This window comes from Jeotgalibaca dankookensis (assembly GCF_002005405.1).
Lineage (GTDB): Bacteria > Bacillota > Bacilli > Lactobacillales > Aerococcaceae > Jeotgalibaca > Jeotgalibaca dankookensis.
Genome location: NZ_CP019728.1, coordinates 113659 through 134082 on the forward strand (window position 1 = coordinate 113659; position 20424 = coordinate 134082).

At 38.5% G+C, this 20424-nt stretch carries 24 protein-coding genes; 23 read left to right on the forward strand and 1 reads right to left on the reverse strand.

Annotated elements, in window-relative coordinates:
- Window positions 1-67 precede the first annotated feature (67 nt).
- The 7 genes from BW727_RS00510 to BW727_RS00540 all read left to right on the forward strand — a co-directional run bounded on the left by BW727_RS00510 (window position 68) and on the right by BW727_RS00540 (window position 5722).
- Complete coding sequence (locus BW727_RS00510) at window positions 68-355, forward strand: VRR-NUC domain-containing protein (RefSeq protein ID WP_062467878.1); 288 nt, start codon at window positions 68-70, stop codon at window positions 353-355.
- On the forward strand, window positions 345-1694 hold the full coding sequence (locus tag BW727_RS00515) for a DEAD/DEAH box helicase (RefSeq protein WP_062467879.1): 1350 nt from the start codon (window positions 345-347) through the stop codon (window positions 1692-1694). Before BW727_RS00510 ends, BW727_RS00515 begins: the two co-directional genes overlap by 11 nt.
- Before the next feature lies 1 nt (window position 1695).
- Window positions 1696-2109: a hypothetical protein gene (locus tag BW727_RS00520; protein WP_062467880.1), complete on the forward strand. Its 414-nt coding sequence runs from the start codon at window positions 1696-1698 to the stop codon at window positions 2107-2109.
- A gap of 124 nt (window positions 2110-2233) precedes the next feature.
- On the forward strand, window positions 2234-2608 hold the full coding sequence (locus tag BW727_RS00525; RefSeq protein WP_062467881.1) for an HNH endonuclease: 375 nt from the start codon (window positions 2234-2236) through the stop codon (window positions 2606-2608).
- A 183-nt stretch (window positions 2609-2791) separates the two neighbouring features.
- On the forward strand, window positions 2792-3325 hold the full coding sequence (locus BW727_RS00530; RefSeq protein WP_062467882.1) for a P27 family phage terminase small subunit: 534 nt from the start codon (window positions 2792-2794) through the stop codon (window positions 3323-3325).
- 14 nt (window positions 3326-3339) lie between these two features.
- Window positions 3340-4509: a methionine adenosyltransferase gene (gene metK, locus BW727_RS00535; RefSeq protein ID WP_062467883.1), complete on the forward strand. Its 1170-nt coding sequence runs from the start codon at window positions 3340-3342 to the stop codon at window positions 4507-4509.
- Window positions 4484-5722: a site-specific DNA-methyltransferase gene (locus BW727_RS00540; RefSeq protein WP_062467884.1), complete on the forward strand. Its 1239-nt coding sequence runs from the start codon at window positions 4484-4486 to the stop codon at window positions 5720-5722. Before metK ends, BW727_RS00540 begins: the two co-directional genes overlap by 26 nt.
- Here the strand turns inward: BW727_RS00540 and BW727_RS00545 are convergent.
- Window positions 5705-6238, reverse strand: a complete 534-nt coding sequence (locus tag BW727_RS00545) for a hypothetical protein (protein ID WP_062467885.1) — start codon at window positions 6236-6238, stop codon at window positions 5705-5707. The two genes, BW727_RS00540 and BW727_RS00545, sit on opposite strands and share 18 nt — an antisense overlap.
- Window positions 6239-6363: 125 nt before the next feature.
- Between BW727_RS00545 and BW727_RS00550 the strand changes: the two genes are divergently transcribed.
- The 16 genes from BW727_RS00550 to hsdR all read left to right on the forward strand — a co-directional run bounded on the left by BW727_RS00550 (window position 6364) and on the right by hsdR (window position 20405).
- Window positions 6364-6945 (forward strand): hypothetical protein, encoded by a 582-nt coding sequence (locus tag BW727_RS00550; RefSeq protein ID WP_062467886.1) that lies wholly within the window; start codon window positions 6364-6366, stop codon window positions 6943-6945.
- 47 nt (window positions 6946-6992) lie between these two features.
- A complete protein-coding gene (locus BW727_RS00555) occupies window positions 6993-7205 on the forward strand; it encodes a DUF4314 domain-containing protein (protein WP_062467887.1) in 213 nt (70 codons plus the stop codon).
- Between the two features lie 311 nt (window positions 7206-7516).
- Complete coding sequence (locus BW727_RS00565) at window positions 7517-9115, forward strand: terminase large subunit (protein WP_062467889.1); 1599 nt, start codon at window positions 7517-7519, stop codon at window positions 9113-9115.
- Between the two features lie 19 nt (window positions 9116-9134).
- Entirely contained in the window at window positions 9135-10403 is a 1269-nt protein-coding gene (locus BW727_RS00570) for a phage portal protein (protein ID WP_077795865.1), read from the forward strand.
- Window positions 10369-11040 (forward strand): head maturation protease, ClpP-related, encoded by a 672-nt coding sequence (locus BW727_RS00575; RefSeq protein WP_062467890.1) that lies wholly within the window; start codon window positions 10369-10371, stop codon window positions 11038-11040. Before BW727_RS00570 ends, BW727_RS00575 begins: the two co-directional genes overlap by 35 nt.
- 12 nt (window positions 11041-11052) lie before the next feature.
- The gene (locus BW727_RS00580) at window positions 11053-12249 is read left to right on the forward strand and encodes a phage major capsid protein (RefSeq protein WP_062467891.1); all 1197 of its coding nucleotides are present in this window, start codon (window positions 11053-11055) and stop codon (window positions 12247-12249) included.
- Window positions 12250-12268: 19 nt separating this feature from the next.
- Window positions 12269-12544: a head-tail connector protein gene (locus tag BW727_RS00585; protein WP_062467892.1), complete on the forward strand. Its 276-nt coding sequence runs from the start codon at window positions 12269-12271 to the stop codon at window positions 12542-12544.
- Window positions 12544-12873, forward strand: a complete 330-nt coding sequence (locus BW727_RS00590) for a phage head closure protein (protein WP_062467893.1) — start codon at window positions 12544-12546, stop codon at window positions 12871-12873. The genes BW727_RS00585 and BW727_RS00590 overlap by 1 nt, the downstream gene beginning before the upstream one ends.
- Before the next feature lie 6 nt (window positions 12874-12879).
- Window positions 12880-13305: a phage holin family protein gene (locus tag BW727_RS00595; RefSeq protein ID WP_077795680.1), complete on the forward strand. Its 426-nt coding sequence runs from the start codon at window positions 12880-12882 to the stop codon at window positions 13303-13305.
- Window positions 13306-13313: 8 nt separating this feature from the next.
- Window positions 13314-14756 carry a glucosaminidase domain-containing protein gene (locus BW727_RS00600; RefSeq protein WP_062467894.1) on the forward strand — a complete coding sequence of 481 codons (1443 nt, stop codon included), beginning with the start codon at window positions 13314-13316 and terminating at the stop codon, window positions 14754-14756.
- Between the two features lie 161 nt (window positions 14757-14917).
- Window positions 14918-15091, forward strand: a complete 174-nt coding sequence (locus tag BW727_RS10645) for an SHOCT domain-containing protein (RefSeq protein WP_169749220.1) — start codon at window positions 14918-14920, stop codon at window positions 15089-15091.
- Between the two features lie 57 nt (window positions 15092-15148).
- Window positions 15149-16696, forward strand: coding sequence for a recombinase family protein (locus BW727_RS00605; RefSeq protein ID WP_062467895.1), 1548 nt, complete (start codon window positions 15149-15151; stop codon window positions 16694-16696).
- Window positions 16693-17100, forward strand: a complete 408-nt coding sequence (locus tag BW727_RS00610) for a recombinase family protein (protein WP_062467896.1) — start codon at window positions 16693-16695, stop codon at window positions 17098-17100. The genes BW727_RS00605 and BW727_RS00610 overlap by 4 nt, the downstream gene beginning before the upstream one ends.
- Window positions 17097-17594: a recombinase family protein gene (locus BW727_RS00615; RefSeq protein ID WP_062467897.1), complete on the forward strand. Its 498-nt coding sequence runs from the start codon at window positions 17097-17099 to the stop codon at window positions 17592-17594. The genes BW727_RS00610 and BW727_RS00615 overlap by 4 nt, the downstream gene beginning before the upstream one ends.
- Before the next feature lie 197 nt (window positions 17595-17791).
- Window positions 17792-17995, forward strand: a complete 204-nt coding sequence (locus BW727_RS00620; protein ID WP_062467898.1) for a helix-turn-helix domain-containing protein — start codon at window positions 17792-17794, stop codon at window positions 17993-17995.
- A gap of 34 nt (window positions 17996-18029) precedes the next feature.
- Complete coding sequence (gene hsdR, locus BW727_RS00625; RefSeq protein ID WP_062467899.1) at window positions 18030-20405, forward strand: EcoAI/FtnUII family type I restriction enzme subunit R; 2376 nt, start codon at window positions 18030-18032, stop codon at window positions 20403-20405.
- Window positions 20406-20424: the final 19 nt, after the last annotated feature.

Below are 20424 nucleotides of genomic sequence, written 5' to 3' on the forward strand. Positions count from 1 at the left end.
AATAAGAATAGATACAGCCATCACTCACCGTCACTTTATTGATTTATCAAACTATTGAGGGGGTAACATGAGAGAAAAGGAAATTGAACAGCAATTAATTAGAGCAGTCAGATGTCTTGGAGGATGGTGTTTAAAGTGGACGAGTCCAAGTTTAACTGGGATTCCTGACCGAATAGTATTGCTTCCAGGAGGTAAGCTGGCTTTTGTTGAAGTGAAAGCACCCGGTCATAAACCTCGTAAACTTCAACAGAAACGGATTAACCAACTTCAATCCTTAGATTTTAAATGCTTTGTACTAGATAGCACAGAAGATATATCAAGAATACTTGAGGAGGTGATTCGTGATGGAGTTTAAACCACATGGTTATCAACAACAGATGATTGAATACATTGATACTCATCCTGTCGCGGCTCTGTTTTTAGATATGGGACTTGGAAAGACAGTCATTACTTTGACAGCAATTAAGAATTTGATGTACGACTCTTTTGAAGTAAAGAAAGTCTTGGTGATAGCTCCGTTGAGGGTAGCAAGAGATACCTGGCCCAATGAAATAGAAAAGTGGAACCATCTACAGGATCTTCGTTATTCTGCCGTAGTTGGTAATCAAATAGAAAGACAGTCAGCCCTTAAACAAGAGGTCGAAATATATATCATTAATCGTGAGAATGTCACATGGTTGATCGAAAAGAGTGGTTATCAATTTGATTTTGATATGGTCATCATTGATGAACTCTCTAGTTTTAAGTCACATGCCGCAAAACGTTTTAAATCATTGCTAAAAGTTAGACCTTTTATCAAACGAATTGTCGGACTAACTGGGACGCCATCGAGTAATGGTTTAATGGATTTATGGGCACAATTTCGAATCTTAGATAAGGGAGAGCGTCTTGGACGGTTTATCACTCACTACCGCCAGCGTTACTTTGACCCCGATCAACGGAATGGTATGGTCATTTATTCTTATAAACCTAAGCCTGAAGCAGAAGAAGCAATCTACAATCAAATTGAAGACATTACAGTTTCCATGAAGGCAGAGGACTATTTAGATTTGCCAGACTTTATAACCAATGAAGTAGTTGTTAGGCTATCAGATAAGGAACGCAAAGTTTATGACGAGATGCGAAAAGAAATGATTGTGGAGGTAAAAGACAAAGAAATTGATGCGATTAATGCCGCCAGTCTTTCCAATAAGTTACTCCAAATGGCCAGTGGATCCGTTTACGATGAGCAAAAAGAGAGTGTCTGGCTTCATGACCGTAAGTTAGATGCCCTAGAAGATCTTGTCGAGGCTGCGAATGGAAAACCACTTCTGGTAGTCTATTGGTTCAAACATGACTTAACTCGTATCACCCAACGATTTGATGTGAAGGTATTAAAGACGCAACAAGACTTTCAAGATTGGAATAAAGGATTAATTCCAATCGCTTTGATTCATCCAGCTAGTGCTGGTCATGGTTTAAACTTACAAGCAGGAGGCTCTACTTTAGTTTGGTTTTCATTAACTTGGTCCTTAGAACTTTACCAACAAACCAACGCGCGGCTCTATCGGCAAGGACAAAAGGAGTCAGTTGTAGTCCATCACATTATCACTGAGGATACGATTGATGAGGATGTTATGAAAGCATTAAGGTTAAAAGATAAATTTCAAAATCAATTAATGGAAGCTGTCAAAGCGGAATTGGAGGTAAGTTAGATTGAATGCTAAAGAATATTTACAACAAGCTTTTTACTTAGATCAACTTATTAATTCAAAACTAGAACAAGTCGACCAATTAAGACTTTTAGCGACTAAAGCAACGTCTACTTTATCAGACATGCCAAAGCATCCTCATTCCAAGCAGTCTAGCTTAGAAGAAACTGTTATCAAAATAATGAGCCTCCAAGAAGAAATCAATATCGATATCGATAAGCTAGTGGACTTGAAACGAGATATCATGGTGAAGATAAAGATAGTAAAAGATTCAGAAGAACAAATGGTACTAGAGAAACGTTATCTATGCTTTCTCCCTTTTGAACAAATTGCTATCGACTTAAATTATAATATCCGCCATATCTATCGGTTACATAATAAAGGATTAGATGATGTGACTAAACAATTTAAATCTTAGCAGTAAATGTCATTGAATGTCAGTTAACTCTTTTGTTAATGTTAAGCTAGGAAAAAAAGATAAGACACGAGCCTATGCAAGCTGAAAACTTGTATGGGCTTTTTCTATGTGGAGGTGAAAGACTGTGCCAAGACAACCCAAGAAACCTTGTTCTTATCCAGGGTGTCCAGAGTTAGTAGATGGACGGTACTGTGAGGCGCATCGAAAGGAAAGCCATCAAACTTACAATCGATATCAGAGAGACCCTGAAAGTAACAAACGCTATGGAAGACAGTGGCGAAGGATACGACAATTGTATCTGCATCAGAATCCTTTGTGTGAGCAGTGTCAAGCAGAGGGAAGACTGACTGCTGGTCAGGAAGTGCATCACATCTTACCGCTGGGACGAGGTGGAACGAATGACTTTACTAACCTCCAAACATTATGCAAACCCTGCCACTCCAAGCAATCGATATTAGATGGGGATCGATTTCCAAAGGGTGTTGAGTATAAATACTAGAAATAGGTTTTAGTGACGTCGATATGGTGGAAATATATAAGGGGAGGGGGAGGTCGAATCTCTCTGAAGGTAAGGCGTTCAGCGGGCGGGGACCCTCGCGTAAATTTTTTTGAATTCAAACAGGGTATTACCCCCTTCCTATTTGCCTGACAGTGGGGTTAGTTGAGATGAGGTGAAAGGTGGTTGGCAAAAGATGGTACTAGGCGCGGTGGCGCACGTATTGGTGCAGGACGAAAGAAGAATGCTTTAGTGGACAAGATAAATGATGACCGGTTGAAGGATACTTATGTTCTACCCACACCAGAAGGTTTGGAAGCGACCGATATGCCACCCATTAATGATTATTTAAAACAAGAACAAAAAAACGGTGAAAAGTTTTATGTGGAAGAAATTTATGAGGAGATGTGGAATTGGCTCAAAATGCACGAATGCGAAGCCTTTGTGAATCAGCAACTCATTGAACAGTATGCAATGACGGTTTCCAGATGGATTCAGTGCGAACAAGCTATTTCAGAATTTGGCTTTCTGGCTAAACACCCGACGACGGGGAATGCAATTGCTTCTCCCTATGTTTCTATGTCGAAAGACTACATGAAACAAATTAATACACTGTGGTATCAGATTTATCAAATTGTCCGAGAGAATGCGAGTGTGTCCTATGATGGGCCAATACCTAAAGATGATTTGATGGAAAAACTACTTAGAAAAAAATCTTAATTGGAGGATAGACAATGACAATAATTAAAACAGCAGAGAGTGTTTGTGAGGGGCACCCTGATAAACTCTGTGATCAAATATCGGATGCTATTTTAGATGAAGCACTATCGCTAGATAATCAATCGCGGGTGGCCTGTGAAGTAATGATTACGAAAGGTCATGTATTTATAGCTGGGGAAATAACTTGTAATACAAAAATAGGTATCCGCCAAGTTATTAGACGCGTATTGGAGTCATGTGGGTATGACGCGCGAAAATTAAAAATCCACGTGCATATTCAAAAACAAAGTAAAGACATTCAAGATGGTGTTGATATAGCTCTGGAAGTTCGAGAAGGAAGTCAACATGACGAGTTGGGTGCCGGAGACCAAGGGACAGTCTATGGTTATGCGACGAATGAAACCTATGACCGCTTACCCATGCCATTATCTTATGCCCATCAATTATGTCAGCGATTAGATTCAGCAAGATGGTTAGGAACGATTGAAGGAATCCACTCAGATGGCAAGTCCCAGGTCAGTGTAGAATACAAAGATGGAAAGCCGAAAAGGATTGCTGCGATTGTCATTTCGATTCAACATGATGAGGCTAAAAATATCGACCAATTAAAACAAGAAGTTAAATCTCATGTTATTCTACCAGTTGTCCGTCAAGACTTACTGGATGAAGATACATTGATATTAATTAATCCGTCTGGTCGGTTTGTTATTGGAGGGCCTGACGCAGATACCGGACTAACAGGTCGTAAAATTATGGTGGATACATATGGTGGTTTAGGTGCTCATGGTGGAGGAGCCTTTTCAGGAAAGGACCCCACAAAAGTTGACCGGTCGGGTGCTTATATGGCAAGACATATCGCAAGACAAGTGATTGATGAGAACTTAGCAGAAAAATGTGAAATCGCCATATCCTATGCGATAGGTAAAGCAGAGCCAGTTGCCATTTCAGTAAATACGTTTGGAACCGGTAAATTATCGGACGACAAACTAAAAGAGATTATTTTAGTATCATACGATTTAAGTCCGAAGGGAATTATCGACTATTTAAATTTAAGGTATGTTAAATATCAGCGAACAGCTTGCTATGGCCACTTTAATTCGAGTCGGTTTACCTGGGAACAAACAGCTCATAAGAAATTAACGAAGGAGGGGATTATCAATGGAGATGAGGCAATTATCTCTTAAAGAATTAACTCCTGCTGAGTATAATCCGCGAAAAAATTTACAGCCAGGTGATGCAGAATATGAAAAATTGAAACGTTCGTTAGGAACATTCGGTTACGTTGATCCAATTATTTGGAATCAAAGAACGGAACGGGTAGTAGGTGGGCACCAGCGACTCAAGGTTTTAGAAGACTTAGGTTACGAAACGATCGATTGTGTGGTGGTTGATTTAGATGAGGACAAGGAGAAAGCTCTCAATGTAGCCTTAAATAAAATCAGTGGTGATTGGGATAAAGATAAATTGGTCATTCTCATTTCAGATTTAGAGGCTACTGACTTTGATGTATCACTCACCGGATTTGATCCAGAAGAACTCGACGACTTATTTAAAGATGATTTGAAGGATGGGATAGAAGATGATGATTTTGATGTGGATGAAGTCCTAAAAGAGCCCACCATGACACAGCAAGGAGATATTTGGCAATTAGGTCGTCATCGTTTAGTCTGTGGCGACAGTACCAAAATCTCAACCTTTGAAGCCTTAATGGAAGGGCGACTAGCGAATTTGATTGTGACAGACCCTCCTTATAATGTGAACTATGAAGGTAAAGCAGGAAAAATTCAAAATGATAATCAAAGTGATGTCGACTTTTATCAGTTTTTATTAGATGTGTTTCAATTGTCTCATGATGTACTAGCTGACGATGGTTCTATCTATATGTTTCATGCGGATACTGAAGGTCTGAACTTTAGAAGAGCATTTAAAGAGGCGGGTTTCTATCTGTCAGGGACTTGTATTTGGAAGAAACAATCCCTGGTCTTAGGTCGTTCTCCTTATCAATGGCAACACGAACCGATTCTATTTGGATGGAAGAAAAAAGGGAAGCACCTATGGTATAACGGACGAAAAGAGTCAACAATTTGGGAATTTGATAAACCCAAGAAAAATGGCGACCATCCAACGATGAAACCCGTACCTTTAATTGCATATCCAATTCTAAATTCTTCATTAACCAATGGGATTGTACTGGACCCCTTTGGAGGATCCGGGTCAACGCTTATAGCTTGTGAACAAACGGATCGAGTTTGTTACACGATTGAACTAGATGAGAAATACTGCGATGTGATTGTCAAACGGTACATTAAACAAGTTGAAAACAGTACCGAAGTAACATTAATACGTAAAGGGAAAAAATATACTTATTCTGATTTACTATCAAGTGTTTCTGAATAGTTCCTCAAGAGTTAAACGTTTAGGTAAGGAGACAGGATGAAGCTTCTCTTTACCAAAAAAAACTAAAGAAATATTAGCCTGCGTTTCGTCAAGCAACTCTGGTATTTCATTTTCAAAGTCATATCTTACCCAAAATCGATCACAACCTAGCGGTGGAATTGTTATTGGAAAGTCAGTAATATATGTAGCTTCTTTAAATCCTTTTGCTACCTCTTGGGTTTTCATAATCTGACGAGCGTCATATAAACTGCCAAAATGTTCGTTTTGAATAGAAATTTTAGTTCGTTGGAGTACAGTTTGTTTTCTGGAATGATTGGTAATAGCTAATTCTAGAAAAAGAATGTTTGATGCTAACCGATAAGTGTTTTTAACTTCAACGGTTACATGAGTCCGATTATCTAACCACTTTGAGATTAAGTTCCAAATTGACAAGAAAAATCCTATGATTGCAATCCATAAAGTAATCGAATCTTTGCTATTGATAAACCAGGTATTGAAAGTTGTTAACCATTGCATAAAATCAGCTCCTTTATTCCTAGTATATCCTATCATGTGTAATAAAAGCTATCTAATCACTGATATGACTGGACTTCCACTCCGTTTAGAGTGATATATGTACATGAAGAAAAGGAGGGGAAATCATGCAGATAATGTATGAGTTAGAAGGTCGTAAACGTAAAGCGTTGTGCAAAGTCATATCAAGGGAAACTGGTGAGGCGATAAAATATCTTGGCACCCCCACATATGCTTATCAAATTGGGGAAATAAAGGTTGAACGAGATGCGACAGTCATTGGTTTAAACGAAAAAGTCCATCAAGCGATTCTGGAAGCCGGATTTAGTGTGATGAATCAAAAAAATGAAACAGGCTTTAGTATTTCAGTGCCATTAATTGAAGCCACAGAATTGGTAAAATTAGAAAAGCTATTAACTGCCAAAAGGGTGCTAATTGAAAAAGCCTTAAATGCAAACAGGGTTTGTTTTGAAGTGAAGAGCGATCATTTAGAATTTCCTTGGTTTGATGAACAACCGGATCAAGAAGTCATACAAGCCACAGTCATATTCATTGAAAAAACCATTCAGTACGTAAAAGAACGGAAATTTATTTCAGCAAAAGAAACGCAAACGGATAATGACAAATATACTTTTAGAACGTTTTTACTGGCAATTGGCAATTGGGATGATAGGACCGGACTACAAAGACGTAAGAAATATCTTACTTAAAGAGTTATCCGGAAATAGTGCTTTTAGATTTCCAAAGGAGGCTCAAAATGGATAAGCGAATTTTAGAAACTATCAAAAAACAATACCCTATTGGCAGTCGGGTTGAATTAGTTCAAATGGATGATGTTCAAGCACCTCCTGTAGGCACATTAGGAACCGTTGTAGGAGTCGATGATATTGGTTCCATTATGGTTTCTTGGGATAACGGTTCTTCATTAAACGTACTATATCAAAAGGATAAAGTTAAGAATATATATTAACTTCTATTTTCATATAAGATATAATATATATAACAAAAAATCATATATTTCTAGGAGGTTAATATGAATTGTGCAAATTGTGGTAATGATGATCAAGAATGGCTTTGTGATGAAGGAGACACAGTGTACTGTCAAAAATGTTATCATAGGACGCTTCTATCGACCGGTGAGTTGGATGAAATCGAGTGTAAATATTGTCATAATATGAGAGATAGAACAGCCTATTATTGTCGACATTGTAATATGGATCAATAATTTCTAAAACCAGAGGACTCATAAAGAGTTTTCTGGTTTTTTGGGGAGGGAGACGATTGAGAAAACTTAAAAAGTATGTACCTACACAATTCAAGGAAAAGACATCAGTATATGATAAAGAAAAAGCGGATTACGCAGTAGATTTTATTGAATGTTTAACGCACACCAAAGGTCAATGGGCAGGCAAACCATTTGAATTAATTGATTGGCAAGAACAAATTGTTAGAGACTTATTTGGAACCATCAAGCCTAATGGATATCGCCAATTTAACACAGCTTATGTTGAGATACCTAAAAAACAAGGGAAGTCAGAACTTGCAGCAGCGTTAGCGCTATTACTCACTTGTGGGGATGGGGAAGAACGAGCCGAAGTATACGGTTGTGCAGCAGACAGACAACAAGCTTCAATTGTTTTTGAAGTGGCCGCTGATATGGTGCGGATGTGTCCTGCCTTAAATAAACGCGTAAAAATTCTTGCCTCACAAAAAAGAATCATTTTTCATCCCACTAATAGTTTTTACCAAGTTTTATCGGCAGAAGCCTACTCGAAACATGGGTTTAATATTAGTGGGGTTATTTTTGATGAACTCCATACACAACCTAATCGTAAATTATTTGATGTTATGACGAAAGGTTCAGGGGACGCGAGGACACAGCCTTTATATTTTTTAATTACAACAGCAGGTAACGATACTCAAAGCATTGGTTATGAGGTTCATCAAAAAGCGGAGGATATTATAGAAGGTCGCAAAACGGATCCTACTTTTTATCCAGTCATTTATGGAGCGAAGGAAGATGAGGATTGGACCGATCCAGAGGTTTGGAAAAAAGCGAATCCCTCCTTAGATATTACTGTAGCTATGGAAAAAGTCGAAGCAGCCTTTGAAAGTGCCAGACAGAATCCGGCGGAGGAAAATTCATTTAGACAGCTTAGATTGAACCAATGGGTGAAACAAGCGGTGCGATGGATGCCAATGGATAAATGGTCCGCCTGTGATTTTCCAGTAGACCCTGAGCGCCTGAGAGGCAAGGTATGTTATGGCGGATTAGATTTATCTTCTACGACAGACTTATCGGCATTTGTCTTAGTCTTTCCTCCAGAAGATGAAGAAGATAAATATGCAGTGCTACCTCACTTTTGGATGCCGGAAGATAATGTGGCACTTAGAGTAAGTCGAGACCATGTACATTATGATCAATGGATACAAAGTGGAGATTTATTAACGACTGAAGGTAATGTCGTTCATTATGGGTATATTGAAAAGTTTATAGAAGAACTCGGAACGCAATTTAATATTCAGGAAATAGCCTTTGACCGTTGGGGAGCAATTCAAATGTCGCAAAACTTGGAAGGAATGGGTTTTACTGTGGTTCCATTTGGGCAAGGATTTAAAGACATGAGTCCTCCGACCAAAGAATTAATGAAACTGGTTCTTGAAGAAAAAATTGCTCATGGTGGTCATCCAGTTTTACATTGGATGGCGGATAACATCTTTATTAAGAATGATCCAGCTGGAAATATTAAACCAGATAAGGAAAAATCATCTGAAAAAATTGATGGGATAGTCGCAACGATTATGGCATTAGATCGAGCCATTCGAAATGCTGGGAAACATGGTTCGGTGTATGAAGACCGAGGTATTTTACTGTTATAAATGAGGTGATAAATTGAAAATGTTTGAACAATTAAAAATGTTATTTCGATCGAGAGATAAGCCGACCAATTTTACAAATAGTCGCTTATCTTTTTTATTTGGCTCAACCCCTTCTGGCCAAAAGGTTAATGAAAGGACGGCCATGCAGTCAACAGGAGTGTATGCCTGCGTTCGTATTCTGTCCGAGTCTGTTGCGAGCTTACCTTTGCATTTATATCGTTATGAAGACAATGGCAGCAAAGTTAAAGCACGAGAGCACCCTCTCTACTTTCTATTACATGATGAGCCCAATGAAGAAATGACGAGTTTTACTTTCAGAGAAACGATGATGTCACATCTGCTCCTATACGGAAATGCCTATGCTCAAGTGATTCGCAACGGCAGAGGTGATGTGTTAGGAATGTACCCATTGATGCCTAATCAAGTAGAAGTTCAAAGAGCGAAGAATAATGAATTGATTTATGTTTACACCAAAACCTCTGATGGCTCAGGTAGAGAAGAAAAAATATCACTAACTAGATCAGAAGTGCTTCATATTCCGGGTTTGGGCTTTGATGGGTTGATGGGGTACAGCCCCATTGCGATGGCTAAAAACGCGATTGGTATGGCGTTGGCTACAGAAGATTATGGGGCTAGGTTTTTCGCGAATGGTGCAACACCCGGAGGCGTTTTAGAGCATCCAGGGATTGTCAAGGATCCAGAACGGTTAAGAGAAACGTGGCAAGCACAATTTTCTAAAGGGAATGTTCATCGTGTCGCAGTATTGGAGGAAGGAATGAAATTCCATCAATTAACGATTCCACCTGATCAAGCCCAGTTTTTAGAAACAAGAAAATTTCAGTTGAATGAAATTGCGCGAATATTTCGAGTGCCGCCACATATGATTGGAGATTTAGACCGCTCTAGCTTCAATAATATCGAGCAACAATCCATGGAATTTGTGAAATACACACTAAATCCTTGGCTCGTTCGTATTGAACAAGCAATTCACCAATCACTGTTTTTTAAAGATGAGAAAGATACCTACTTTGTAAAGTTTAATGTAAGTGGACTTTTACGAGGTGATTATGAGACGCGAATGAATGGTTATGCTGTAGGACGTCAAAACGGTTGGCTTTCAGCAAATGACATTCGAGAGTTAGAAGACATGAACCATATCAGTGATAAAGAGGGTGGCAATCAATATTTAGTGAATGGCAACATGCTTCCACTGGATCAAGCGGGGGCTTTTTATAAAGAGAGGATAGATGCAGATGACCGTATTTTGGAATTGGAAGAAGACAAATAATGAAAGTGTAAGGGAGTTGGTCATGGATGGAGTCATTGCAGAGAATTCCTGGTTAGACGATGAGGTTACACCTCAACTATTTAAAAATCAATTAGATGAAGGAGATGGGCCTATTATTATCTGGTTGAATTCTCCCGGTGGTGACTGTATTGCAGCCAGTCAAATTTATACGATGTTAATGAATTATCCCAATGAGGTAACAGTTCGAGTAGATGGGCTTGCTGCTTCTGCTGCCAGTGTGATTGCAATGGCCGGAACAACTGTGGAGATGGCACCAACCTCTCTCATGATGATTCATAATCCATTAACAGCGGTGATGGGAAGCAGTAAAGAAATGAGTCGAGCGATTGTTATGTTAGAGGAAGTGAAAGAATCAATTATTAATGCCTATGAACTAAAAACTGATTTATCAAGAGAAGAATTGTCTAAGATGATGGATGCTGAAACTTGGATGAATGCGAATAAAGCCAAAGAACTCGGCTTCTGCGATGTGATTTATCAAGGTGATAAAGAGCTTGCGTTATCAAATTATTCTTTTTCAACGAAGCAATTAGCTCTTGAATTTGTCGCGAAGTTAGAAACTAAATACACACCGATTCAATCATTTTATGATCGCTTAGAGCGATTGAAATATTAGGAGGAAAATTTAATGAATAAATTACAAGAATTAAGACAAAAACGTGCTAAAGCCTGGGATCAAACCAAGGCTTTTTTAGATGATTGCTATAAAGTGTCAGATGTCTTATCAGCAGAAGATACGCAGCGCTATGAAGCGATGGAGGAAGAAGTTATTTCTTTAGGTCATGAAATTGAACGTTTAGAAAAACAACTAGAAATGGATAAAGTGATGAACCAAGCTACTTCACAAGGTATTGTCACATCACCGCAGAGTACAAAAGAAATTGCGTCAGGGAAAGCCAGCCCAGAATATGAACAAGCATTTTGGAATGTAATGCGCGGTAAGAATAGCGGTGTTATACAGAATGCACTGCAGGTTGGAACGGATTCAGAAGGTGGGTATTTAGTCCCAGATGAATTTGAACGACAATTAATAGAAGGATTAGAGTCAGAAAATATCTTCCGCCGCATTGCGAAAGTCATTCAAACGAGTAGCGGTGAACGAAAAATTCCAGTGGTCGCTTCAAAAGGAGATGCTTCTTGGATGGATGAAGAAGGGTCCTATGTTGAGAGTGATTTGAATTTCAATCAAGTTTTATTAGGAGCTCATAAATTGGGGACTTTAGTAAAAGTATCAGAGGAATTATTAAACGATTCTGCGTTTAATTTACCAAGTTATATTGCGCGTGAGTTTGCTCGCCGATTAGGATCTAAGGAAGAAGAGGCCTTCTTAGTAGGGGATGGGGTTGGAAAACCATTAGGGCTCCTTTCTGATAATTCTGTGGAGGTAGGAATTACTACTACTTCTGATAAGGCAATCACTTTCGATAATCTTATTGATTTATATTATTCCGTTAAAGAACCTTACCGTAAAAATTCAGTATTCATTATGAATGACCAAACGGTCAAAGCCATTCGTCAGCTAAAGGATGCTAATGGCCAATATATCTGGCAGCCATCTTTAGTGGCCGGTACACCAGATAAAATTTTAAACTGTCCTGTCCTAACCTCTCCTTATGTTCCGGAAATTGCAGCTGGAGCAACCACTGTGATTTTTGGTGATTTCAGTTACTACTGGATTGCGGATCGAGAAGGACGCAGCTTTAAACGATTAAATGAATTATATGCGACGACAGGTCAGGTTGGTTTTTTAGGGTCACAAAGAGTGGACGGAAAGCTGATCTTACCAGAAGCTGTTAAGTTATTGAAACAAAAAGCGGGTGCTTAATAGTTAGTAGGTGAATGTAATGGTAGTTAGTTTAGAAGAAGCAAAGCTATTTTTAAGGGTAGAGAATGAAGTTGAAGATAGTCTGATTACTCAACTCATTCAATCCTCCCAGCAAACTGTAGAAAATACATTAAGACACACATTGACAGAATATGATGAAGTCCCAGCAGATATTATCATGGCTATCCTTTATGGGGTAGCCTATTTATATGAAAATCGAGAAACTGCAGATTTTAATTCCATGATTCAGTTAATGAGGGCGATTCTGTTTCCTTATCGAAATGAGGTTTTTTAATGAATATTACGATCAATGATTTAAACCAAAGAATTAGTTTTGCAGAGGAACGCACATTAGTGGATGAATATGGGACGCCATATGGGAAAGAGTATGTTGAATTTGGATCCGCATGGGCTCATGTATCAAATCTTCATGGCGACGAATATTATTCGGCTTTAGGATTATCATTAGAAAAGGAATTAAAATTTACAATCCGGTATCGAGACGACATTTCTGAAGATACTGCGATAACGTTTAGAGACAATGTTTATAACATTACCTTTATCGATAATATCCGCTATCGCAATCGATTTATGGAATTACGTGCATCTTTGAGAGGTGGGTGAGGATGATTGAAAACACTATTAAATTCAAATGTGGTAAATAATACTAGCGCGATTTTCGGAGGCATATTGGGGTGGTATCTAGGGCCAATAGACGGTCTACTAACAATCCTTCTTACTTTAGTTATATCGGATTACGTTACTGGGTTATTAAGAGCTTATCATGATCATGAATTGTCGAGCCGAGTAGGGCGTAAAGGTATTACAAAGAAATTTATGATTTTTGTCATTGTAGGTTTAGCTAACTTATTAGATGTTCATATTTTTGGTGGAGAGTCTGCAGTGTTGAGAACAGCTGCAATAAGTTTTTATGCCTCAAATGAAGGATTATCTATTGTGGAAAATGCAATTCAAATAGGTTTGCCAGTGCCACCCAAAATCAAAGAAGCACTCAAACAAATTAATCATTCTGAAGATAAAGATGCGGAAAGTTAGGAGAAGTTATGGAATTAAACTATCAAGGTGCTACCTTAGCACCAGAGGTAATTCAGCTCATATTAGACAAAGCAAACACTTACTTAATTTTATCTTCCCTATTAATTACACAACTACATGTTGAAAGTATATGGGGCAAGAGTCCGGTTGCGATTCAAAATAATAACTTATCGGGTATGAGTATGCCTTTTAGTGAAGAAAGTTTAGATGTTGTAGTGAGACCATCTGGAATTACTGTGACCAAAGGAAGTAAACGACCGGATAGAGAAGGTGGATATTATTATCGATACCAGTCGTTAGCGGACTTTGTTGAGGATTGGGCCTACTTACTACGTCCTGGAGGAATTTACAATGTGAGTGGCCAAATTGAGTTTGAAGTAGCCGTTAAAGGTTTATTTAAGGTGGGCGGTGCAAAATATGATTATGCAGCCACTGGCTATCAGAATTATTTGAAACTAATGATAGATAAAAGAAAAGCCATTAATGCGGCAAATTCAGGTGCGTTGGATGTGTTAGATGAAGGAGGAATGCAGATGCCTGTAAGTGCAAAAAATATAATACAAGTAGCAAAAAATTACCTTGGTATGACTAAACAATCAACTAGCCATAAAAATTTAATTGACCGTTATAATCAGGTGAAGCCATTACCAGTGGGCTATCATGTAAAATATACCGATGATTGGTGTGATGCCTTTATTACGGTTATATCCGATGAATCAGGGGCAACAGACTTAATTGGGCGGGAGTGTGGGGTCGAACGTCATAAAAATATCTTTAAACAAAAAGGGATCTGGTATCAACTTAAATCTTCTGAGAATACATACTTACCTTTGCCAGGTGATATCGTTATTTTTAGATGGGACCATCTACGAACTGGCTGGGCACAACACATTGGGCTGGTAGAATCGGTATCTGGAAATAACATCAATACAATAGAGGGGAATGCGATTATTAATGGTGTTTCGCAAGTAGCCAGAAGAAGCTATCATAAGTATTCTAGTACCATTCAGGGCTATGCAAGACCGCGTTATGGTTTTGTGACATCCAACAGAGGACTTCCTATTCAAGAAGTAGCACGTGAAGTGATTCAAGGAAAATGGGGAAATGGAAATGCTCGGACACAACGATTAGAACAAGCCGGCTATGATGCGGTAAAAGTTCAAAAAGAAGTGAACCGTCAAATCCAACCCATTACAAAGGAGCAGTTAGTTGGTGAAATTATTTCCGGAAAGCATGGCGACGGTCAAGAGAGAATTCAAAGCATTCGTTCACTGGGGCATGATCCAGAACTGATACAAAAAGCAGTAAATGAGAAGTTAAAAAATGATAAAGACCTAATTACATTGTCTTCTGAACAAGCCGCAGGTGGTGAGCAGCCTCAACCAAGAAAAGGAGAAGGTGAAGTCGAAGTAGATGGCGTAATATATTTAGTAACCATGAAAGAGAAATAATAAGATGACCTACTAGCATTCTGTGCTGGTAGGTCTATTTTTTTGCCTAAATTTTTTAGACCGTCCGAATTCATTCATTCTCCTGGCTAATAGTAAGAGGGAGACTAACTTACAAAAGAACTCACCTCTATTTTGGCGATAAAGCAATAAGGAGGAGAACGATGAAAGACAAAATAACAACATCACAATTTTATGATGAAATAGATTATTTTCTGGCTGAACAAGCCTTAAATGAATTAAAGGAAGTCGGTCTAATCACTGAGGAGGAAAAGGCGGAAATACATCAATTAAACTTAGAAAAATTCAATCCATACTTAAAGGATTTACTGGTCTAAAACGTTGATAGCATAGGGTTTTAGAGGTAATATGTGACTGCCGAAGGAGGTGAGATTATGAAGAAAGTAACAAAAATAGAAGCGGTGCAGCAACCGTTAAATAATAATCGAACTCGTGTAGCAGCTTACTGTAGAGTGTCAACGGATAGCGAAGAACAATTAGGTTCTTTAGAAAGTCAAGTGGCGCATTATGATCAACTCATTGATTCTCATCCAGAATGGGAAAAAATAGGGATCTATTCGGATGATGGTATTACTGGAACGAATATGGATAAACGGCCAGGTCTACAATCTCTAATTGATGATTGCAAGCAATTAAAGATTGACCTTGTGTTGATAAAATCCATTTCAAGATTTTCAAGAAACATCTTGGAATGTTTAACCGTAGTCAGAGAATTAAGTGCGTTAAAAATAGCTGTTCATTTCGATAAAGAAAACTTGAATACACAACAGATGGATGGTGAATTATTACTATCCTCAATGAGTATCTTAGCGGAGAATGAATCACGAACAATATCCGAAAATATCAAGTGGTCACTGAGAAAGCGCGTTGAGAATAATTCCTATCGACACATTAGTGCACCATATGGTTATAAAGTTATAAATAATAATCTAGAAATAGATGAAAAGGAAGCAAGGATTATCCAAGATATTTTTGAAAGCTATCTGGCTGGGGAAGGGACTTATCGCTTTGCCAATAAGCTCAACTCTAAAGATATAACTCCGCCTAGGAAAGAGATATGGCGAGATAGTACGATTTTGTATATTTTGACAAATGAACGTTATGTTGGAGATTTTTTGTATCAAAAAACATACACTGACTCGGAATTTCAGCGTCATGTTAACGACGGTGATGTTGATATGTTATACATTCCAGATAATCATGAGGCTATTATTTCAAGAGAAGACTTTGAAAAAGTTAAGGATTTACTCAGTAATCGAAGTGAAACCAAAGTAAGTCGAGGCAATACTGTCTACCCCTTAACGAAGAAAATAATATGCGGTCATTGTGGAAGTAATTATAAAAGGAGAATTCACTATTCCACTAATCAAAGCAATTACATAGCTTGGTGCTGTCCTACGCATATCAGTAACAAGGAACAGTGCCCGATGAAATTTATAAAAGAAACTGACATTCAAGCGGCATTCATGACCATGATAAACAAGCTAATATTTGCTAGAGAAGAACTTATTGAAGAAACGATTAACGCTTTTAGTGAAACATCTTTTGTCACTCAAAACCGATTGAATATTGTAGAGGAAAAAATTATGGATTGTCAGAATAACATCCAAACACTTACGGAACTTAATAGTAGTGGGTTGATAGATGTTGAATTTTATCATCAGTACTTGAACCGAATAGAACAAGAAAAGAAGAATCTGTTGAACGAAAAACGAACTGTTCTTGAGGAAGATGAAAATAAATTAATTCGATTTCAAGAATTGAAGAAACTGAATCAATTATTGAAACGAAGGAATCCATTTAATGAGCATGAGGATAATGTATTAAGTGAATTCTTAGAAAGGGTAAAAGTAGAGAATCGAGAAACCTTTCATTTTTATCTAAAATGTGGTTTAAGATTTACGGAAAGGAGTAGTCAATGAAAACCTATTACGGATATCAGATAAAACATGGTGAAATAACAGTCGATGAAAACGAAGCGAGAATAATTAGGGATTTATTTGAAATATACTTAACTGGAAAGTCTTTGGTTAAAGTGGGTGAAGAAGCGGGCCTCAATAAAACCCATGGATTTATTGGTAGGGTTCTGGCAAATCCAATATATATGGGGACCGATTTTTATCCGGCAATTGTTTCAATAGAACTATATGAAAAAGTTCAAATGGAACGTGAGAGGCGAAAAAATAAGCTAGGACGAAACTTTGAGTGTAAGCCCCTTAAAATGTCTATCTCCACTAAGTTTCAATGGAAGAATAAAGTCAAATTACCACGAGACCCCCTACGAAAGGCATCAGTGCTGTATGAAAGCATAGAGGTGGAAGTATGAAAGATAAAAGAGTTATGGTAATTCCAGCTCGTAAAAAAATACAAGAGGGTGCATTAGATAAAGAACATCCAAAATTGAGAGTCGCTGCTTACTGTCGAGTATCTACAGAAAGTGAAGAACAAACTGGAAGTTTCGAGACCCAGGTTAGTCACTATACGAATTATATTAACAAAAATCCTGACTGGCGATTAGTTGATATTTATGCGGATGAAGGTATTTCAGGGACTAATACTAAGAATCGCAAAGAGTTTAATCGAATGATTGATGAGTGTATGGACGGTAGTATTGATTTGATTATTACAAAGTCTATTTCACGATTTGCGAGAAATACTGTGGATTGTTTGAATTACATTCGTCAATTAAAAGAGCAAAAGGTTGCGGTGTATTTTGAAAACATAAACACTGATACCCCACGATGCCCGAAAACAGCGGACTTCTGTGGGGTTTCATTCATTTTTGGTGTTTGTTTGGTGTTTAAAGATAGTCAACGATAGTGAATATTACCATACGAAATGGCTTAAACACAGTATTTGAGCAGTGTATCAATGCACTTCTTTTTAGTGTTTATTTTTAAAATTATCATGCATTCACATGAAAATCTTGCGATGATGTAAGGTTTTCTTTCTATTTCGTTTAGTAATGTGTTATACTATTCTTAACTATATTTTACATCCTTGGAGGTGTGCGATTCATGGTGATTAGCTATGATAATCTGTGGAAACTATTGATCGACAAGAAGATGAATAAAACTGATTTAAAGGATCAAGCTGGCATTACCTATAATATCATCGCCCGCCTTGGTAAAGGAGAATCGGTGAGCATGGAGAGTCTATACAAAATTTGTAAATGCCTCCAATGTAATATCGGTGACATCATGGAGTTTAAATTCGATTGACATCGTTTAAATAAAATGAAAGGGGCGAAAGTTCATGGGGAAAAGCCATTTGTCTGAAGAAGATATCAAATTAAGATATATCACGCCTGCTATACAGAATGCGGGATGGGATAACAAGCAAATACGGATGGAGTACGCTTTTACTGCAGGGCGTATTATTTTGCGTGGAAATATTACGGCAAGAGGAAGAAAGAAAAGTGCTGACTACCTCCTGTCCTATAAAAACAACTTCCCTCTAGCCATTGTGGAAGCAAAGGATAATACAAAGCCTGTAGGTGCTGGACTTCAGCAAGCCATTGACTATGCCAAGTCATTGGATGTGCCTTATGTCTATGCTTCAAATGGAGATGGCTTTGTGGAGCAGAACCTCATCACAGGTGAAGTGAAGGAACTGAAGCTTGAAGAGTTCCCATCACCAGAAGCGTTGTACCAAAGATATAGAATTGATAAGGGGTTTGACGAGGCTGAAGAAAAAGTCATGCTAGAGCCTTATTATTACATACCGAATTATAAAACCCCTCGATACTATCAGCGTGTGGCAATTAATAGAACCGTTGATGCAGTTGCCAAGGGGCGAAATCGAGTCCTTGTGGTCAGCGCCACAGGTACCGGTAAAACCTTTATGACCTTTCAGATTATCTATCGTTTGTGGAAGTCTGGCTTGAAGAAGAAGATTCTCTTTTTGGCAGACCGTAATGTCCTTGTGGATCAGACCATTACCGGTGATTTTAAACCCTTTAGTGGAAAGATGACCAAGGTGCAAAATAGAAACCTTGATAGCTCATATGAAATCTACATGGCGCTGTATCAGCAACTTGCCGGAGATGATGGAGAAGAAGCCTTTCGTCAGTTCCAACCAAACTTCTTTGACCTTATTGTCATAGATGAGTGCCATAGAGGAAGTGCCAAAGAAGAATCAGCATGGAGAAAGATTTTAGATTATTTTTCTGAAGCTACTCATGTTGGATGTACCGCTACTCCGATTGAAACCAAGGAAGCCTCCAGCTTCAGCTATTTTGGAGAGCCAATATATGAGTATTCCTTAAAGCAGGGGATCGATGATGGTTTCCTTGCGCCTTATAAAGTGATTCGTATTGGTCTGGATAAAGACCTTGAAGGCTATCGCCCAGAAGCTGGCAAAGTGGATAAATACGGTTATGAAATTGAAGATCGAGAGTACAATGCTAAAGACTTTGACCGAAACCTGGTTATTGATGACAGAACAAGAGTGGTTGCATCCAAAATCACAGAGTTCTTAAAAAAGACCGATCGGTTCAGCAAGACCATTGTTTTCTGTGTGGATATTGAACACGCTGAGCGAATGCGTCAAGCTCTGATTAATGAGAACAAAGATCTCTATGCTGAAAATGACCGCTACATCATGCGCATTACCGGTGACAATGATATAGGCAAAGCACAGCTTGAGAACTTCATTGATGAAGAAAGTACCTATCCGGTTATTGCAGTGACCAGTAAACTCATGACCACAGGTGTGGATGCCAAGATGTGTAAACTTATTGTGCTGGAGAACAACATCAACAGCATGACTGAGTTCAAGCAGATTATCGGTCGAGGAACACGCCTTCTTGAAGATTACGGCAAGACCTACTTTACCATTATGGACTTTAGAAATGCCAGTAGACTTTTTGCAGATCCTGATTTCGATGGTAAACCAGAAGTGGTTATTGACCTTGATGGAGATGATCCAGTGGATGAACCAGATACGCCAACAGATGAAGGTGAAGAGGGTACTGGAGAAGATACAGGTACTGATGGTGTTAAAGAAGATGGTGGTGAGTATGGAACAAGTGACACTCCGCCTTTCGATGAGGAAGGTGAAGATAAGCCCAGAAAGTATTATGTGGGTGATGTGACCGTTCGAGTTCTTTCAGAAAGAGTTCAGTACGTGGATAAGGATGGAAAGCTCATAACAGAAAGTCTTATTGACTACACCAAGAAGAATATTCTTCAGCAGTATTCAAGGCTTGATGAGTTCCTCCGCACCTGGACAGAAGCCGAGAAGAAACAAGCCATCATTGATGAGTTGCAGGACGATGGAGTGCTACTTGAAGCAGTTCGTGAAGAACTGGGTAAAACGGAGCTGGATGACTTTGACCTCATTTGCCACATAGCCTATGACAAAGCGCCACTGACCAAGAAGGAACGGGCAGAGAATGTGAAGAAAAGACATTATCTGTACAAATACTCTGACACCGCCAAAGAGGTTATTGAAGCCCTGCTTGATAAGTACGCCAATGATGGCATCAAGGAAATCGAAGATACAAAGGTGCTTCAATTGAAGGAGTTCCAGAAAATAGGTAGCCCCATGAAAATAGTAAAAGCCTTTGGCGGCAAAGAAGCTTACCAAAAGGCAGTGCAGGAATTGGAAAACGAAATATATTACGCATAAATAGAGAAGGCAGGTAGAT